This is a genomic window from Ruminiclostridium herbifermentans, from assembly GCF_005473905.2.
Classification (GTDB): Bacteria; Bacillota; Clostridia; order Acetivibrionales; family DSM-1351; genus Ruminiclostridium; species Ruminiclostridium herbifermentans.
Window position 1 is genome coordinate 829,403 of sequence record NZ_CP061336.1, and the last position, 18,098, is coordinate 847,500.

General features: G+C 32.5%; 17 protein-coding genes (1 of these 17 cut by a window edge). All 17 read left to right on the forward strand.

The window, feature by feature from the left end; translation table 11 throughout:
• The first annotated feature begins 72 nt into the window (after window positions 1-72).
• Window positions 73-957, forward strand: a complete 885-nt coding sequence (locus EHE19_RS03655) for a phosphoribosylaminoimidazolesuccinocarboxamide synthase (protein WP_137697628.1) — start codon at window positions 73-75, stop codon at window positions 955-957.
• Between the two features lie 377 nt (window positions 958-1,334).
• The gene (hisH, locus tag EHE19_RS03660) at window positions 1,335-1,943 is read left to right on the forward strand and encodes an imidazole glycerol phosphate synthase subunit HisH (RefSeq protein WP_137697629.1); all 609 of its coding nucleotides are present in this window, start codon (window positions 1,335-1,337) and stop codon (window positions 1,941-1,943) included.
• A 174-nt stretch (window positions 1,944-2,117) separates the two neighbouring features.
• The gene (gene hisA, locus EHE19_RS03665) at window positions 2,118-2,834 is read left to right on the forward strand and encodes a 1-(5-phosphoribosyl)-5-[(5-phosphoribosylamino)methylideneamino]imidazole-4-carboxamide isomerase (RefSeq protein ID WP_137697655.1); all 717 of its coding nucleotides are present in this window, start codon (window positions 2,118-2,120) and stop codon (window positions 2,832-2,834) included.
• 4 nt (window positions 2,835-2,838) lie between these two features.
• Window positions 2,839-3,600, forward strand: coding sequence for an imidazole glycerol phosphate synthase subunit HisF (gene hisF / locus EHE19_RS03670; RefSeq protein WP_137697630.1), 762 nt, complete (start codon window positions 2,839-2,841; stop codon window positions 3,598-3,600).
• Window positions 3,601-3,647: 47 nt separating this feature from the next.
• On the forward strand, window positions 3,648-4,295 hold the full coding sequence (gene hisIE, locus EHE19_RS03675) for a bifunctional phosphoribosyl-AMP cyclohydrolase/phosphoribosyl-ATP diphosphatase HisIE (protein WP_137697631.1): 648 nt from the start codon (window positions 3,648-3,650) through the stop codon (window positions 4,293-4,295).
• The gene (locus EHE19_RS03680) at window positions 4,296-5,735 is read left to right on the forward strand and encodes a tetratricopeptide repeat protein (protein WP_137697632.1); all 1,440 of its coding nucleotides are present in this window, start codon (window positions 4,296-4,298) and stop codon (window positions 5,733-5,735) included. It begins immediately after the preceding gene.
• 202 nt (window positions 5,736-5,937) lie between these two features.
• Window positions 5,938-6,222 (forward strand): co-chaperone GroES, encoded by a 285-nt coding sequence (locus EHE19_RS03685; RefSeq protein WP_137697633.1) that lies wholly within the window; start codon window positions 5,938-5,940, stop codon window positions 6,220-6,222.
• A gap of 21 nt (window positions 6,223-6,243) precedes the next feature.
• A complete protein-coding gene (gene groL, locus EHE19_RS03690; RefSeq protein WP_137697634.1) occupies window positions 6,244-7,878 on the forward strand; it encodes a chaperonin GroEL in 1,635 nt (544 codons plus the stop codon).
• A 419-nt stretch (window positions 7,879-8,297) separates the two neighbouring features.
• Window positions 8,298-8,801: a DUF6106 family protein gene (locus tag EHE19_RS03695; protein ID WP_137697635.1), complete on the forward strand. Its 504-nt coding sequence runs from the start codon at window positions 8,298-8,300 to the stop codon at window positions 8,799-8,801.
• 143 nt (window positions 8,802-8,944) lie between these two features.
• Window positions 8,945-10,450, forward strand: a complete 1,506-nt coding sequence (locus tag EHE19_RS03700) for an IMP dehydrogenase (RefSeq protein ID WP_137697636.1) — start codon at window positions 8,945-8,947, stop codon at window positions 10,448-10,450.
• Between the two features lie 442 nt (window positions 10,451-10,892).
• Window positions 10,893-11,369 (forward strand): transcription elongation factor GreA, encoded by a 477-nt coding sequence (gene greA, locus EHE19_RS03705; protein ID WP_137697637.1) that lies wholly within the window; start codon window positions 10,893-10,895, stop codon window positions 11,367-11,369.
• A gap of 449 nt (window positions 11,370-11,818) precedes the next feature.
• Window positions 11,819-13,321: a lysine--tRNA ligase gene (lysS, locus tag EHE19_RS03710; protein WP_137697638.1), complete on the forward strand. Its 1,503-nt coding sequence runs from the start codon at window positions 11,819-11,821 to the stop codon at window positions 13,319-13,321.
• Between the two features lie 102 nt (window positions 13,322-13,423).
• On the forward strand, window positions 13,424-14,335 hold the full coding sequence (locus EHE19_RS03715; protein WP_137697639.1) for a hypothetical protein: 912 nt from the start codon (window positions 13,424-13,426) through the stop codon (window positions 14,333-14,335).
• A gap of 27 nt (window positions 14,336-14,362) precedes the next feature.
• Window positions 14,363-14,680 carry an STAS domain-containing protein gene (locus EHE19_RS03720; RefSeq protein WP_137697640.1) on the forward strand — a complete coding sequence of 106 codons (318 nt, stop codon included), beginning with the start codon at window positions 14,363-14,365 and terminating at the stop codon, window positions 14,678-14,680.
• A 299-nt stretch (window positions 14,681-14,979) separates the two neighbouring features.
• Entirely contained in the window at window positions 14,980-16,416 is a 1,437-nt protein-coding gene (locus EHE19_RS03725) for a copper amine oxidase N-terminal domain-containing protein (RefSeq protein WP_137697641.1), read from the forward strand.
• Window positions 16,417-17,149: 733 nt separating this feature from the next.
• The gene (locus tag EHE19_RS03730; RefSeq protein ID WP_137697642.1) at window positions 17,150-17,533 is read left to right on the forward strand and encodes an ATP-binding protein; all 384 of its coding nucleotides are present in this window, start codon (window positions 17,150-17,152) and stop codon (window positions 17,531-17,533) included.
• Window positions 17,534-17,536: 3 nt separating this feature from the next.
• Window positions 17,537-18,098 carry the 5' portion of a SigB/SigF/SigG family RNA polymerase sigma factor gene (locus EHE19_RS03735; protein ID WP_137697643.1) on the forward strand. Its footprint extends 185 nt past the window's final position, so the window shows 562 of its 747 coding nt (coding positions 1-562); its start codon is at window positions 17,537-17,539; its stop codon lies off the right edge, out of view.

Genomic DNA, 18,098 nt, shown 5'->3' on the forward strand with positions numbered 1-18,098 from the left:
CTGGAAAAATAAGATAAAGATATTTAGAAATAGAGCATGTAATTAAAAATTAAAATTTATAGGAGGTTATAAATGCTTATTAATAACACAGATTTTATTAGATTGCCGCTATTTATTAAGGGGAAAGTTAGAAATGTTTATGATTTAGGTGATAAGCTGCTTATAGTTGTGACAGATAGAATATCAGCTTTTGATGTTATTTTTTCTGAACTGATACCAAATAAGGGAGTAGTTCTTAACAGTATTTCGGCTTTTTGGTTTGACTATACAAAGGATGTTATTGGAAACCATGTTATAACTACTGATGTAAACCAATATCCAAAAGAGTTATCAGCATTTAAAGAGGAACTTGAAGGCAGATCAATGCTTGTAAAGAAGATAGATATGGTTCCTGCAGAATGTATAGTAAGAGGATATTTAGAGGGCTCTGGATTAAAAGAATACAATGAAACAGGCAGCATATGTGGAATAAAGCTTCCAGCTGGTTTGAAACAAGCTGATAAGTTACCTGAACCTATATTTACTCCTTCTACAAAAGAGTCAGAAGGACATGACATCAATGTTTCCTTTGAAGGACTTTGTGACAAGGTTGGAGTTGAAATGGCAAACAAGCTAAGAGATGCCAGCATCAATCTTTATCTGAAGGCTAGCAAACATGCTGAAAGTAAAGGCTTAATATTGGCAGATACAAAGTTTGAATTTGGTATATCAAATGGTGAATTAGTAGTAGGAGATGAAGTTTGTACTCCTGATTCATCAAGATTTTGGGCAATGGATGAATATCAGCCTGGAAGAGCACAAAAGAGTTTTGACAAGCAGTATTTAAGAGAGTATCTTGAGACACTTACATGGGACAAGCAGCCTCCTGCACCGAAGCTTCCTGAAGAAGTTATTAAAAAAACTGAGGCAAAATATATAGAAGCATATGAGAGAATAACAGGAGTTAAATTTAAATAAGTTCTTTTCTCTACTACGAGTAATTAACCATATATTTATGCCGAAATGGGCTTTAGGGTTATCAGCTACATAGCAAATAGTAAGTAATATGATGTTTTGTAGGTGGATGGAGTTCAATCTGTATTCTTAATCTTAAAAAGCAGAAGTTTCTCTACGAAAAATTTACTATGTTTTATACCCAAAGTAGGTATGGGAGGTTATCAACTCGAAACAAAAGTTTGTACAAACATGGTGGTTTTTCGAGCACAAAAAATCCACATGTGGATTTTTGACGATGTGGAGGAAGTTCAAATTGTTTTCTTTATCTTAAGAAACTGAGGTCCCTCCACGAAGGCTCAACTATATTTGTATGCCCAAAATGGGCGTGGGAGGTTAGTATGATTGCTATAATAGACTATGGCGTTGGTAATTTGGCAAGTGTTAACAAAGCATTTAGTTACATCGGATTTGATTCAAAAATAACCTCGGATCATAGTGAGATACTAGCTGCTGATAAGGTGGTTTTACCTGGTGTTGGTGCTTTTGCTGATGCTATGAATAGTCTTGAAAAAATAAATATGATACCAGTCATTGAAGAAGTAGCGAAAAAGGGAACCCCGTTATTAGGAATATGTTTAGGTATGCAGCTTTTATTTGATTACAGCACAGAAGGCGGGGAAATGGTGAAAGGTCTTGGAATGCTGAAAGGCAGTGTAACCCAATTTCCTCTTGATATGGGATTGAAGGTTCCGCATATGGGGTGGAATAGTCTCGAAATAAAACAGAATGACGGTATTTTTAAAGGTATAAAAGAAAAAAGCTATGTTTATTTTGTTCACTCATATTTCCTGACTGCACAGGAGGAATCAGATGTAGCAGCAACTTGCTATTATGGCATTAAATTTGATGCAGCTGTATGCAAAGGAAATGTTATGGGGACACAGTTTCATCCTGAAAAGAGCGGAGATGTAGGACTTACAATACTTAGATATTTTGCAAGTATTTAAGTTTGAACTGTTAACCTGTACTTATAAAAGTCTAGGGTACGGGAGATTGTGAATGGTTTGGAACACAAAATTGTGAAAGTTAAAATAATTACTGAATCCATGCTCAGTGATTGTAGTTTATAGTAAATATTGACGTGGATATATGTATTCTTGGAGGTTAACTATTTGAGTAAAATGATTATTTATCCTGCAATAGATATTATTAATGGTAAATGTGTTAGGCTACAGCAAGGCAGCTACAGTGAAGTTACGGTATTTGGAGATAATCCCGTAGAAATGGCAATGAAGTGGGAAAGCCAAGGAGCAGAGTATTTACATTTAGTTGACTTAGATGGAGCTAGATCAGGTAATTCTGATAATTTAGAGGTAATTAAGCAGATAGCTTCCAAGTTAACTATTCCTGTTCAGTTAGGCGGAGGAATCAGAAGCTTGAACACTATTGAAACAGTTCTTTCAAATGGTGTGAGCAGAGTGATTTTGGGTACATCTGCCGTTAATGACCCAGAAATGCTTAAGCTTGCACTTAATGAGTATAAAGAAAAAATAGTGGTTGGTATTGATGCAAAGGATGGAATGGTAGCTATTCACGGCTGGGAAAAGACAAGTGACTTTACAGCAATTGATTTTGCTAAAAAAATTGAAGCTTTAGGAACAAAAACAATTATTTATACTGATATATCAAGGGATGGAATGTTAAAAGGGCCAAATCTTGAAGCTATGGAGGATATGGCAAAATCAGTAGGGATAGATGTAATTGCATCGGGCGGAGTAAGTTGCTTAGCGGATATAACAAGCTTGAAAGCTACTGGAGTTAGTGGTGTTATTGTTGGAAAAGCACTATATACAGGGAATATTAATTTAATAGAAGCAATAGAATCTTTAAAGGAGTAAAAAAATGCTTACAAAAAGGATTATTCCATGCTTGGATGTACATGCAGGCAGGGTTGTAAAAGGAGTTCAATTTGTAAATATAATTGATGCCGGAGATCCGGTGGAAGCAGCTGCTTTTTATGACAAAGCAGGAGCTGACGAACTGACCTTTCTTGATATAACTGCATCTTCAGATGCTAGAGCTATTATGCTTGATGTTGTAAGAAGAGTAGCTGAGCAAGTGTTTATTCCGTTTACAGTAGGCGGAGGAATAAGGACAGCTGAGGACTTCAGAGAAATTCTTAAAGCTGGTGCCGATAAGGTAGGTGTAAATTCAGCTGCGCTAAAAAGACCTGAGTTGATATCTGAAGCTGCATGGAAGTTTGGAAGCCAATGTGTTGTATTGGCAATTGACGCCAAAAGAAGACAAGATGGATCAGGTTGGGATACTTATTTAAACGGCGGAAGAGTTAATACAGGCAAAGATGCTGTAGAGTGGGCTATTGAAGCGGAAAAGCTTGGTGCAGGCGAAATACTTTTGACCAGCATGGACAAAGATGGTACTAAGGATGGATATGATATTGAACTTACAAGAACAATATCTGAAAATGTTAAGATTCCTGTAATTGCATCAGGAGGAGCTGGGAAAATGGAGCACTTCAAGGATGCGTTAGTTGAAGGAAAGGCCGATGCTGTGCTTGCTGCTTCACTTTTTCATTTTAGAGAAATGGAAATAAAAGATTTGAAGCAATATCTTAGTAACAATGGAATTGAAACTAGACTTTAGCGGTTTTTGTTTCGCGTTTACATACAAAAAGCTAGGAGGAATACTAAATGAATAATTTAAAGGAAGCGTTGAAATTTGATGAAAAAGGGCTTATTCCTGTAGTTACACAAGACTATAAATCAAAAGAAGTTTTAATGGTAGCTTATATGAATGAAGAAGCCTTTGATAAAACCTTAGAGAGCGGAAAAGTACATTATTTTAGTAGAAGCAGAAATAAACTTTGGCTGAAAGGTGAAACATCAGGACATTTTCAGCTGGTGAAATCAATAAAGCTTGATTGCGATGGAGATACTTTGCTAATCCAAGCAGAGCAAATAGATGCAGCTTGCCACACTGGAAGCAGAACCTGTTTTTATAGAACAATGATAAATGAAAAATGGGAAGAAAAAATTGAAATAGTTGATGACGAAAAGCCAACTGCAGAGATTCTGCAAGAAGTTTATGATGTAATTGTTGACAGAACAGTGCACCCAAAAGAAGGTTCATATACAAACTATTTATTCACAAAGGGTTTGGATAAGATACTTAAGAAGGTTGGAGAAGAAGCAGCTGAGGTTATTATCGCGGCTAAAAACAAATCTAAAGATGAAATTAGATATGAAGTGTCTGATTTAATATATCATTTGTTAGTATTATTAGTTGAAAGAGGTTTAACTCTTGAAGACGTATATGGTGAGTTAAAAGGAAGAAGATAAGTGAAAAATAATTTACTGTGCATAGATGAATATCGAAATAATCCAGAGTTCTATTTTTCAAAGAGTTTGCGTTGTGCAGACAAAAATAATTTGAGCGCTGCTTTTAAAAATGTGCAAAAAGCTATAGAACTAGAACCGGATAATTGTGAATATAAATTTAATATTGCTTGCTTTTTGTCAGAAATGCGAAGACCTAAAGAAGCAAACAGGATATTTAATGACATAATTTTAAATTATGATCCAACTATGTTTGATTGCTTTTTTGGGTTAGGATGTAATAGTCTTGAACTAGATGATATTAGTAAAGCTGCTGAATATTTTGAAAAATACCTATATTTTAATAATGATGGGGAGTTTTCAGAAGAAGTAACAGAAATGATCTTTTACTTGAAGCTTTATGAAAATATGCCTCAAGGCAGTCAATTTGATAGACGTTCAATTGCTAGTTTAAGATATGCAAAGAAGTATTTTGAGGACAACAAACTAAATAATGCTATAAGGGAGTTATATAAATCAGTAAGCTTGCATCCTTTTAATTTAGAAGCCAGAAATTTACTTACTTTAGCTTTATTAGAACAGCGCAGCTATGAACGTGCAAACTATGTTGGAATGACAGTCAGACTTATAGATAAATATAATATGTTTGCAAATTGTTTATGCTTATATGTGCTTTCACATGAAAAGAAACACAAAAAAGTAAAGAGATTTTTAGAGACATTAACTTTAGGGAATATAGAATGCAGAGAAGATCTTCTCTGCGCCGTCACAACATTAATAGTGTTTAATAGAGCTGACGAACTTATTATTCTTTTGGAAATGTATATAACGCAATATTCTGATCAGCTCATTTTTTCTGCGTTATTATTAGGATATGCTTTTACTCGAAGTGTTGAGAATTTTGAAAAAACTTATAGAATTCTAGCATCATTGGGTAAAGATAATATTGAACTTATGGCATGGTTAGAAGACATCAAAGGTTATATATATTCAAATGCCATAGATGATGAAAGTATACATGTAATTGATGAATATTGCAAAGTATATACAATATGTCAAGAAGTCAGGCACCCCATGTACGATCCCTACAGGTATCGTAAAATATATTCTCAGATAAGTGAGCCAAAAACAAAGATAAGTAAAAAGTACTTGCCTATTATTGAATGTGCAATAAATCATAGGGAAATAATGTATATTCAATCTTATAAGAAGGAAATAATATGCATATTAAATGATTGTATAAGCCATACTAAAAAGCCTCTTGATATATCTAAATGCAATGTGGAGGCTTATGCTGCAGCATTGGAATACAATTATTGCATGTTATATTATATTGAATGTGAGAAAGAAGAACTAATTCAAAAATATAACATTTCACTAGTTGCTTTTGAAAAAGCATTGAGGGAAGTAAAATTGAACTTTAATAATAAGATATTATATTAATAATATAATTGCTTAAATCAGAAGCAAATTGAAGAAAAATCCACAATTTGCTATTGCAATCTTTAATCATTCCCCAATATAGCTATTTTTATTGATATAGAATGTTTGAAAATATTCTATGCAATAGATATTATAATAACATGATAATTAGCACTCGGCAATGGTGAGTGCTAACAGATACAAAATTTAGGGAGGTAAAACAATGATAATAAAACCATTAGGTGATAAAGTAGTTATTAAGATGCTTGAGTGTGAAGAAACTACAAAAAGTGGTATAGTATTGCCAGGCAGTGCTAAGGAAAAGCCACAAGTTGCTGAGGTCGTTGCGGTAGGACCAGGCACAGTAGTAGATGGAAAAGAAGTTAAAATGGAAGTAAAAGTTGGAGACAAAGTTCTTACAAGCAAATATTCCGGAACTGAAGTAAAGCTAGACGGTGAGGAGTATACTATAGTGAAGCAGGGAGATATTCTTGCTGTTGTTGAATAATTAAATAGGAGGCATTAAAAGATGGCAAAGGAAATAAAATTCGGTGAAGACGCTAGACGTGCACTTGAAAAAGGTGTTAATCAATTAGCTGATACAGTAAAAGTTACACTTGGACCAAAGGGAAGAAATGTTGTTCTAGATAAGAAATTTGGCTCACCTTTAATTACAAATGACGGTGTTACTATAGCTAAAGAGATTGAGCTTGATGATAAATTTGAAAACATGGGTGCTCAGTTAGTTAAAGAGGTTGCTACTAAGACTAACGATGTAGCTGGTGATGGTACTACTACTGCAACTCTTCTTGCACAAGCAATAATCAGAGAAGGTATGAAAAACGTTGCAGCAGGTGCTAACCCAATGATTTTGAAGAAGGGTTTACAAAAGGCTGTTGATGTTGCAGTTGCTGGGATAAAAGCAAATAGCCAAAAAATTAAGGGAAAAGAAGATATAGCAAGGGTTGCAACTATTTCTGCTAATGATGAAGTAATTGGAAACCTTATTGCTGATGCAATGGAGAAAGTAACAAATGATGGTGTTATCACTGTTGAAGAATCCAAGACAATGGGCACAAACCTTGAAGTTGTTGAAGGTATGCAGTTTGACAGAGGATATTTATCAGCATACATGGTTACTGACACAGATAAATTAGAAGCTGTTCTTGAAGATCCATATATTCTTATAACAGATAAGAAAATTACAAATATTCAGGATATACTCCCAGTTCTTGAACAAATAGTTCAACAGGGAAAGAAACTCTTAATTATTGCTGAAGATGTTGAAGGAGAAGCTTTAGCTACTTTAGTTGTTAACAAATTAAGAGGTACATTTACTTGCGTAGCTGTAAAGGCACCTGGATTTGGTGACAGAAGAAAGGCTATGCTTCAGGATATAGCAGCTTTAACAGGTGGAGAAGTTATTACTGAGGAATTAGGTCTTGACATAAAAGAAACTACTCTTGCTCAGCTTGGTAAAGCTAGACAGGTAATTGTTCAAAAGGAAAATACAATTATAGTTGATGGTGCAGGAAGCCCTGAGGCTATTAAGAATAGAATAAATTCAATAAAAACTCAGATTGAGGATACAACATCTGATTTTGATAGAGAAAAGCTTCAAGAAAGACTTGCAAAACTTTCTGGTGGTGTTGCAGTTATTCAAGTTGGTGCTGCTACTGAAGTTGAAATGAAAGAAAAGAAGCTTAGAATTGAAGATGCACTTGCTGCTACAAGAGCTGCTGTTGAAGAAGGTATCGTAGCTGGTGGTGGTACAGTATTATTAAATGTAATACCTGATGTTGCAAAGTTAGCTGAAACAGCAACTGGCGATGAAAAGACAGGTATCCAGATTATACTTAGAGCACTTGAGGAGCCAGTAAGACAAATAGCTGCAAATGCAGGTCTTGAAGGTTCAGTAATAGTTGATAAAATCAAAGCTAGCGAAAAGGGCATTGGATTTGACGCATTAAATGAAAAATATATTAATATGATTGAAAATGGTATAGTTGACCCTGCAAAGGTTACTAGATCAGCTCTTCAAAATGCTGCTTCTATTGCTGCAATGGTACTTACAACAGAGAGTCTTGTTACTGACAAACCAGAACCAGAAACTCCAGCTATGCCAGGTGGCGGAATGCCAGGTGGAATGGGTGGCATGTACTAAAAGTAAATATTTAAATGAGGGTGGCATTATGCCATCCTCTATTTATTTTAAAATGGTAATACCCTTTTGTGAGTTTTAATTGCTAAAAAAATAATATGTACATACAAAGCTGTTTTAGCTGATTCTAAACTAGACTATCATATCAATAAAACCGGATATTTGGCCTATATTAATTAACTTGCTGAAAGCGAGATGGAGACTATTAATATATGCTCTATTCTTCAATTATTTAATATAGTTTGAAAAAAATGATTATTAATGATAGAATTCATTATAATATACATATATATAAAATTATTATTATTTCTTGGCATTAGTACTTGATATTATTTAATTTATTTATTATTATTTATAGCAAGATTTAATTTTAATTGTTAAGTAATTTGAAGGTCGGTTATAAGTTATTGGGAGGGAATAGAGTGGATATATTTTTAGAGAAAATAGTAAAGAAAAAGAAAAACATTATAGATTTTGCCATAATTTTTGGAATTATCTTATTGTCATTATTTCTGATACTAGTTGTACTTTCTTTTAGGTTTCTAGGTTCTTTTATACCTTTGTTTGTTGTTGGTATAGGATATTTAGGCTATGTGCTAATAAGGAACAGAAGCATAGAATATGAGTACATTGTAACTAATGGTGATTTGGATATTGACATGATAATTGCTCAAAGAAAGAGAAAAAGAATATTCAGTGGCTCATTTAAAGATTTTGAAATGATAGCAAAATTAACAAGTGGTAAATATGATTATAATAATCAAAATAATAAAAATCGTATTGTTGCAGTTTCTTCTATGGATTCGTCAGATGTTTATTTTATTTCGGTTATTAAGGAGGGCAAGAAAACCCTTGTTTTTTTTGAGCCACATGCTAAAATGGTAGAATCATTCAAAAAATATATTCCACAAAAAGTATTTGAGTGATTTATATAAAGTCAGAAGTCAAACTATTAGCATATATTGTATCGGTTTTTACCGATAGGCAAAGGACATTTGTTCTTTGCTTTTTTGAGCGATAGAGATAAAAAATTAAGCTTTAGTGGGAATAAAATTTAGGGAGGATAAAAATGGCGTATTATTATAGTGAACCATCAAGAACATTTAGTGAGTATCTTTTAGTACCAAATTTAACAACAAAGGAGTGTATGCCAAGCAATGTTGTTTTGAAAACTCCAATAATTAAGCATAAGTTAGGAGAGAAATCAGCACTTGAATTGAACATACCTGTTGCGTCAGCAATAATGCAATCTGTTTCTGATGACAATATGGCAATTGCTTTGGCAAAGTGTGGGGGAATATCCTTTATTTTTGGATCACAGACCATTGAGAATCAAGCTGAAATGGTACGAAGAGTTAAAAAGTATAAAGCAGGTTTTGTAGCTAGTGACAGCAATTTAGGCCCAAATAACACACTCAGAGATGTTGTAAATATAAAAGAAAAAACAGGGCACTCTACAGTAGTAGTTACTGAAGATGGGACACCAAATGGGAAATTATTAGGAATTGTAACAAGCAGAGATTATAGATTAAGCAGAGCATCATTAGATCAAAAAGTACATGAGTTTATGACTCCTTTTTCACAGCTTATATATGCTCATGAAGGTATATCCTTAAAAGAAGCTAACGACATGATTTGGGAGCACAAGCTAAATTGTCTTCCTATTATAGATAAAAATGACAGATTAGTATACTTAGTTTTTAGAAAGGACTATGACAGTCATAAAGAAAATCCCAATGAATTATTGGATAGCCAGAAAAGGCTTGTTGTTGGTGCTGGTATCAATACTAGAGATTATAAGGAAAGAGTTACAGCATTAGTTGAGGCAGGTGTTGATTTACTCTGTATTGATTCTTCTGATGGATATAGTGAATGGCAGTCTGATACTATTAAGTGGATAAAGGAAACATACAATGGAGAGGTAAAGGTTGGAGCTGGTAATGTTGTTGACAGAGAAGGCTTCAGATATCTTGTAGATGCAGGTGCTGATTTTATCAAAGTAGGAATTGGCGGTGGATCTATTTGTATAACAAGAGAACAAAAGGGTATTGGAAGAGGACAGGCATCATCAATTATAGAGGTTTCAGTGGCGAGAGATGAGTACTTAAAAGAGTCTGGCATTTACATTCCTATATGCTCAGATGGAGGAATAGTGCATGATTACCATATTGTACTTGCACTTGCTATGGGAGCAGATTTTGTAATGCTTGGAAGGTATTTTGCAAGATTTGATGAGAGTCCTACAAGGAAAATAAAAGTTGGTGGAAATTTTGTTAAAGAGTACTGGGGTGAGGGCTCTAACCGTGCTAGAAATTGGCAGAGATATGATATGGGCGGTGACAGCAAGCTTGGCTTTGAAGAGGGAGTAGACTCATACGTTCCATATGCTGGTAAACTTAAAGATAATTTAGATACAACTATTTATAAGATTAAATCTACAATGTGTAATTGTGGGGCATTAACTATCCCTGAATTACAGCAGAAGGCTAGATTAACTCTTGTATCAGCAACTAGTATTAAAGAGGGCGGAGCTCATGATGTAATACTAAAAGAAAATGAATTATCTTCATCATGATATTAGATTATAGGTATAAATACTATAATATCGCATATTCTTTTATTACAAGGCAAGAAAATGACCCTTACTTCTATGAGTTGAGGGGACCGCTTTGGTTTTCGAACGGTAAGAGTCTCTGCTGCCTTGCTTATATACCACTGGTATGATGGTATTTCCTATAAACGAAAAGTTCATTTTGAGACTAGGCTTTTCAAGCGATGATTAGGTATAATTATATACAATTGTTAATATATGGATACTGGTTCTTGACATTAGCAGATATGTAATTTATAATAAGTTATCAAAGAAAGCTGACCAAAGCTTAATAATTTTTCTAAAGATGCTGTACAGGTATTATATGAAAAGCATAATAAAACATATGTAAGGATATAAGATGTAGGGTGTATTTAGTTATTACAGGGTGGTTGGGAAAAATCAACAGTAAAGGAGAGGGCTTCAAATGTCAGCAAAAGAAGTTGTATTAACATACGAGGGCTTAAGAAAGTTAGAAGAGGAATTAGAGTATCTTAGAGGTACAAAGAGAAAGGAAGTTGCTGAGAGAATTAAACAGGCACTTTCATTTGGTGATATATCAGAGAATTCAGAGTATGATGAAGCAAAGAATGAACAGGCACAAATGGAAGGTAGAATTGTACAGCTTGAGTCTATGTTAAAGCATGCACGAGTAATAGATGAGGATGATGTTAATACTGATGTGGTTAGTTTAGGTTCAAAAGTTAGAATCTATGATATGGAGTTCGATGAAGAAGTTGAATATCATATAGTTGGTTCTACAGAGGCTAACCCTCTTAAATCTAAAATATCAAACGAATCACCTGTTGGTGCAGCATTAATGGGACATAAGAAGGATGATATTGTAGAAGTACAGGTTCCTGATGGTACAATGAAATTTAAAATACTAGAAATTTCAAAGTAGAAAAAATATATATACAAATGTTGCTACTTGATGCAAAATTAATATATAATTATCATAACAGTTTACATTATCATGTAAACTGTTTTTTATAACGAGGCAAGAAAATTTCCCCCACTTCTATAAGTGAGGGGGACTGCTTTGATTTTCATGTGGGGAAAATATCTCTCGCTTCGCTTACACGCTGCTGATATAATGAAATTTTTCTACGATATAAAATTTCATGTTGATTCTAGGCGCTATAATACTAGTTTCTATAAGCTATTATAACGGTTTATACTTTTAGCAAATTAACTACTGTAGTTACTGTACGCTGCATTATTTGTACAGAACTTTAGTTGGTGAGTCTATATAAGTATGTTTGTAAAGTGTTATAAATAGTTACTTTTACCGTTTAGAAAATTAGTATAAATAAAATAACATAATATGTTTTGAATTATTGGAGGATATAAATGTCAGAAGAAAAAATGCAAGCTAATGAAATGAATTTAGAAGAGGATTTAAATGAAATACTTAAAGTAAGACGTGCAAAGTTAAAAGATTTACAGGAAAGAAATCTTGACCCATTTAAAATAGTCAAGTATGATGTGACTAATTCAACAAAAGAAATTGTAGACGGGTTTGAGTCATTAGAGGGACAAAGCACTTCAGTTGCTGGTAGGTTGATGTCCAAAAGAGGAATGGGAAAGGCTAGCTTCTGTGATTTACAAGACAGATACGGAAAAATTCAACTCTATGTCAGAAAAGATGAAGTTGGCGAAGAAAGCTATGAACTCTTTAAAAAATATGATATTGGAGATATCGTAGGAGTTAAGGGAGAAATATTTAGAACTCATAAAGGTGAAATATCTATAAAGGTTAAAGAGATAACACTACTATCTAAGTCTCTGCAGCCTTTACCAGAAAAGTGGCATGGATTAAAGGATACTGATTTAAGATATAGACAGAGATATGTTGACTTAATAGTAAATCCTGAAGTTAAAAATACATTTATATTAAGAAGCAATATAATCAAATCTATAAGGAAATTTTTAGATGATAGGGGCTTTATAGAAGTGGATACTCCGCTATTAAATACTATTCCTGGAGGAGCTGCTGCAAGGCCATTTATTACACACCACAATACACTTGATATAGATTTGTATCTAAGAATTGCACCTGAACTTTACTTAAAAAGACTTATTGTAGGTGGCATGGAAAAAGTATATGAAATGGGCAGAATGTTCAGAAATGAGGGTATGTCTGTTAAGCATAATCCTGAATTCACACTTATGGAGGTTTATGAGGCTTATACCGATTATAAGGGAATGATGGATCTGACAGAAGCACTTATTTCTACAGTTGCATTGGAAACACTAGGAACTACCAAAATAGTATATCAAGGTCAAGAGATTGATTTGACTCCATCATGGACTAGGCTGTCAATGATAGATGCTGTTAAGAAGTATGCAGACGTTGATTTTAATAATATAAAGACAGATGAAGAAGCAAAAGCTGCAGCTGAAGCAAAGAAGCTATATGTAAAGGAAGGTATGACACGTGGAGAGATCTTAAATCTAATGTTTGAAGAATTTGCAGAAAGCAATTTGATTCAACCAACATTTATTTATGATTATCCAGTTGAGGTGTCTCCGCTTACAAAGAGAAAACCTGACTGTCCTGAACTAACAGAGCGTTTTGAGTTATTTATTACTGGACGTGAGATGGCCAATGCGTACTCAGAGTTAAATGATCCAATTGACCAAAAGGAAAGATTTATTAATCAGGTTAAAAAGAGAGAGTCTGGAGACGATGAGGCTAACATGATGGACGAAGATTATGTTACAGCATTGGAGTATGGAATGCCTCCAACAGGTGGTTTGGGAGTAGGTGTGGATAGACTTGTTATACTTTTAACAGATTCAGCTTCTATCAGAGATGTTTTACTATTCCCCACTATGAAGCCAAAGGAATAGGCTTAAAATTAAATTGTATTTAGTACTTTGACTGTCAGGATTATGCATTATCTTAGCAGTCAAAGTGCTATGTCATATAAATACCCAGAAAGGAGGAGTAAATTGAAATACACAACGAAAGAAGCAAGAGAAATATTGGGAGTTACAGAAGCTTCATCTAAGTATGAAATTGAAAAAAGATATGATATTATAATGAAAAAGTATCAAATGTTGAAGACAGATGGAAAGCTTGATGAGAAGGCTAAAGCTGATTTTGAAAAAAATACTGATGCATATAGAATTTTAATGGGTTACGAAATAGATGAACCACAGGAAAAAAGAGAACCAACTAAAACAGATAAGATCTTTATGAAAGCTGGTATTGACAAAAAGAAAGTAGACAACTTTTTTCACTATTACAAGTTTCATATTATAATAGGACTTGTGGCAATAGTTTTGGTAGCTCTTACAGTTAAATCTATAGTATTTAGAGTTGAACCGGATATTAGACTTGGATTTATTGGAGAAATAAATACTTCAGAGTTTGATATACTTGGAACAAAAATAAAAGAACAAATACCTGAAATTAAGGAAATTTCCTTTGATTCAGCCAACTATACCAACCGTTATGCGGATCCTAATGAGTATGCAAATGTATCGAAAATAATGGTGCTTTTGTCAGCGTCAGATACAAATGTATATTTAATAAATAAATTTGCCTATGATAGTTATGCAAATAATGGAGTGTTTATGCCTCTTGAAAATATTGCTAAAGACTTTCACATAGATATTTCAAAAAGTAATTATTTAAAAACTAGAGTAGTGGAGGAATGGGAAGATCCAAAGCTAGATCAAAAAGAAAGAAAAGTTATAAAGTATCGAGATGCTGAACCAGTACTTTACGGTATTGATGTATCAGATAGCAAGTTTTTCGAAGGGATGAATATTGTTGGGCCTGAGAAGATTTTAGTTATTAGGACTGGCACAGAGGACTTAGATTTGATTTTAAAATTAGTAAAGTTATTTGTAACTTAAATAGATTTTACTTAAAGGAGGGTTAGCATGGAAAGTGTTCTTAAAGTTATAAAGGAGTCAATAGGTAACGACACTCAAATAATTCTTACAGGAGAGGTTGATATATATACATCACAATCATTAAAGAATGAACTCAATGAAGTGGTTAGTTATTGTCAGGGTGATGTTTATATTGATTGTAAAGAGTTATCATATATTGACAGCACAGGTCTAGGAATACTTGTTGGGGCTCTTAAGGAAATACGTAAAAATAATAAGGATATTTATATATCAAATATAAGAGAGAACATTAGAAAGTTGTTTATAATTACAGGATTAGATAAATTATTTAAAATAGCAGAATAAAAATGAGATTAATTATTAAGTATAGTTATCAGCCACAGATAAAGGCTAAATAAAACAGAGTGAAAAAGCTATGTTTTATTTAGCCTTTATTTTTATAAGGGAATCAATGAGGGATATCTTTTATATACTGATTTTTCGCTGGTATTTTGGATTGTAAAGTTGTATAATAGTTTTCTGTAATAAAGTAAAAAAATGCTATAATAATAAAATTATACTAAATAATACACATTAAAAAATTATACAAAAATAGTAATATAAAAATTTATTGACGAAAATCTTAGTTTAGTAAGGGGGATAAGATGCAAGACGAAGTACTTTCAATAAAGCTATTACTTGAAACATTATTTAAGACTTTAAAAAAAAGTACAAATTATTTTGCTTATACATATTTATTAAAGGATGTTTCACTAATTTCTAAATGGAAGACAGGTAAAGCAGTTCCAAAGAATGAGGATATTGATAAAATTGTTGAGTTTGTAAATAACGAATCAACAGGAATGCAGAGACATTTAATTCGTGTCAAAATAGAAGAATATATTAATGATTCATTACTAGATTTATCACTTAAGAAAATGTTGCTTGGTATTGAAGATTTTTCTACGTTCTTAACTGAAACTTTGCTTATTTCTGTTTCTGATGTGGGCAAAAATTTAGATTTAAATATATCACAAAGTAATTTTCCTGCAAATTATGAGAATAATTATGAGAATAATTATGGAAATAATGAAAGAAATGAAAACTCAACCGAGACTATAGAGATTGAAGATACAAAAATTGCAGAAATCCCTACAATTTCACATGTGGTTCCACAAAAAATCAAACCTTTTTCAATGCTAGTTCACAAATATAGAACTATATTGATTTTATTGCTGATTATTGTGCTATGCAGTGCTGTATTTATTTTTAAACAGATTATATCCAATAATGAAGAGAATAGCATTAAGTATACAAGTAATTACAGTATACCCAATGAAAAAAATACAATTATACTGTCAGAAGAATATTTTTTATCTTATACTTATTTGAAAGATTCTGAAGATGGGGTTCAATTAGATATTAATGGAACTCCAATACCGTATTATAATTTTTACCCAAAGGTAATTAACAACGTAATATATTTACCATTTAGCGATACATTTAAGCAATTGGGATTTTCGTTAATTAATTATAATGAAAAATTTCGCAGCTTCAAAGATCTACGTACTGGAAAAACTGTTATGGCGGAGGTAGGCAGAAAGAATTTTCAGTATGATAACAAAGACATAGAACTTACAGAGCCAATAATAATGGAAGAATTAAATATATATATACCTGCATATTGTTTAATGGGTTTTACTTCATATTTAGATAGAATGATTCCGTATAATATTGATATAATGGTTGATAGTAAAATACAACCTAAGTATGAGTTTGAGCCACGTGTGATAAATGATACTTTGTATTTATCATTTAGATATTTATTTGAACTTTTTGATTATAATGTAAAGCCTGATAGAAGAATTAATGACGGTATAAACCGTGCTATTGCTGTAGATGGCAAACAAACTGTAACAGTTGAGGAAAGCAAGGAAATTGTAGTATTAAACGATAAGCCAGTGAATCTTAGTGCAGCAGTTCTAATGTTGGCAGATACAACATATGTTCCTGTGGATATTATCAAGCAGGTATTAAATATGGATTATAATTGGGACAGGGATAATAAAATATTAGAGATAACAACTAGCAAAAGGAATTAAATAACCTTATATTTATACTTATATGGGGACAAATAAATTAACCGCTAAGCTTAGGCTTGGTGGTTTTAGTTTTTAGTTTAACAAACCTAAGCTAATAAATAATAAAAAATGTTTTATTGCTAACTGAAGGACAATGATAAGATATAAAAGATAAGATATAAAAGATAAGATATATTAAATTTCGCAAAATTAAATAATGAACAAAATCGTGTATAGCAAAAGGTCTGCTCACTTTGTTATATCCTTATTTGACTCATATATTTATCACATGATATATTTAGTAGTATAAATAATAAGTGGTATTTTTTGAATATTAGAACTAATATGTTGTCTTATACAAGGAAGTTAAGTGCTTTTGCAAATTATCATAGGCTTAAATACACTGCATATTAGTGCTGTTTAAGGTAAGCCTTCATATATTTTATTTGAGAGTGTATGAGCTGTTTCATAATAAGATTAAATCTTATGAAGATATAGCCTTTTTGCTATGATATAATATTAATGGGTATGGGTCAAAGTCCGAAAAGTTATTAAAAATCATAATTTAAGCATTTTTGAAAATAGAAGGATTAAATTGCCTAAAACTGATGGCTTATAAGAATAAAGGCTTTAGATGTAAATTTGGCTTTAGCAAAGGACTTCAAATTATTTTAAGACTTTGCTTCTCAATGAAATTAATTTGAAATTAATTAATTGAGAATAAAAATTAAATATAACAAGGAGAATTGGAATAATGAGTAATATTTCTGATAAGGTTATGCTTGTGCTTCCCTTAAAAACTGAATTTGTTAGCACTGCTAGATTAACAGCGTCAAGTGTGGCTGCTAGAATGGGGTTTAATATTGATGAGGTTGAGGATATAAAGGTGGCTGTTTCTGAGGTTTGTAACATTATATTATCTCGTGCAGGAAATGGATTGGTACAATTTAAGATATCTTTTGAAATGTACAAGGACAGATTAGAAATGACCTTTACAGGTGAGGATGCAGAGTTACAGTGTTTTGAAGGTACACTTGAAAATGAATATGGCATATATATAATGAAAGCACTAATGGACTCTGTAGAACTTTGTAATGATAATCATTCCATAGTTATGACTAAAAGGATTGGTGAATAACTTATGGAACAAAATAATAGAAACGTTGCTATGATGGAGGATGAAGAACTGTTTACGCTGTATTCCAATACAAATGACATTAAATACAGAAATGAAATTGTATCAAAATATTTGAACCTTGCTGAATACTTATCAAAAAAATTTATTAATAGAGGTGTTGATTTCGAAGATATATATCAAGTTGCTTGTTTGGCATTAATAAATGCTGTAGATAGATTTAGCCTGGATAAAGGAGTCAAGTTTGTTAGTTTTGCAACTCCTACAATACTTGGAGAAATAAAGAGGTTTTTTAGGGACAAGAGTTCATCAATAAAGATTCCAAGAAGGCTTTATGAAGCTAGACAAGGACTAAATAAGGCAAGAGATGAATTGACGCAACAATATGGTAGGGTTCCAAAAGCAGACGAAATAGCAGCATATATGGGAATAAGTGTAGAAACAGTTTTAGAATTGATTGAAGCTGGAAGTTCAACTATAATTAAGTCTTTAGATCAAAATATATACCAAGATAACGATGCTGAACTTGGTGATACCTTAGGATACGATGAAAAAACATATGAGAAAA

Excerpts from the sequence above, each read along its gene's own strand:
- hisH (WP_137697629.1), top strand. The coding sequence starts at position 1,335 with ATGATTGCTATAATAGACTATGGCGTTGGTAATTTGGCAAGTGTTAAC.
- greA (WP_137697637.1), top strand. The coding sequence starts at position 10,893 with ATGTCAGCAAAAGAAGTTGTATTAACATACGAGGGCTTAAGAAAGTTA.
- hisIE (WP_137697631.1), top strand. The coding sequence starts at position 3,648 with ATGAATAATTTAAAGGAAGCGTTGAAATTTGATGAAAAAGGGCTTATT.
- EHE19_RS03700 (WP_137697636.1), top strand. The coding sequence starts at position 8,945 with ATGGCGTATTATTATAGTGAACCATCAAGAACATTTAGTGAGTATCTT.
- EHE19_RS03725 (WP_137697641.1), top strand. The coding sequence starts at position 14,980 with ATGCAAGACGAAGTACTTTCAATAAAGCTATTACTTGAAACATTATTT.
- lysS (WP_137697638.1), top strand. The coding sequence starts at position 11,819 with ATGTCAGAAGAAAAAATGCAAGCTAATGAAATGAATTTAGAAGAGGAT.
- EHE19_RS03720 (WP_137697640.1), top strand. The coding sequence starts at position 14,363 with ATGGAAAGTGTTCTTAAAGTTATAAAGGAGTCAATAGGTAACGACACT.
- EHE19_RS03730 (WP_137697642.1), top strand. The coding sequence starts at position 17,150 with ATGAGTAATATTTCTGATAAGGTTATGCTTGTGCTTCCCTTAAAAACT.
- hisF (WP_137697630.1), top strand. The coding sequence starts at position 2,839 with ATGCTTACAAAAAGGATTATTCCATGCTTGGATGTACATGCAGGCAGG.
- EHE19_RS03655 (WP_137697628.1), top strand. The coding sequence starts at position 73 with ATGCTTATTAATAACACAGATTTTATTAGATTGCCGCTATTTATTAAG.
- EHE19_RS03685 (WP_137697633.1), top strand. The coding sequence starts at position 5,938 with ATGATAATAAAACCATTAGGTGATAAAGTAGTTATTAAGATGCTTGAG.
- groL (WP_137697634.1), top strand. The coding sequence starts at position 6,244 with ATGGCAAAGGAAATAAAATTCGGTGAAGACGCTAGACGTGCACTTGAA.
- hisA (WP_137697655.1), top strand. The coding sequence starts at position 2,118 with ATGATTATTTATCCTGCAATAGATATTATTAATGGTAAATGTGTTAGG.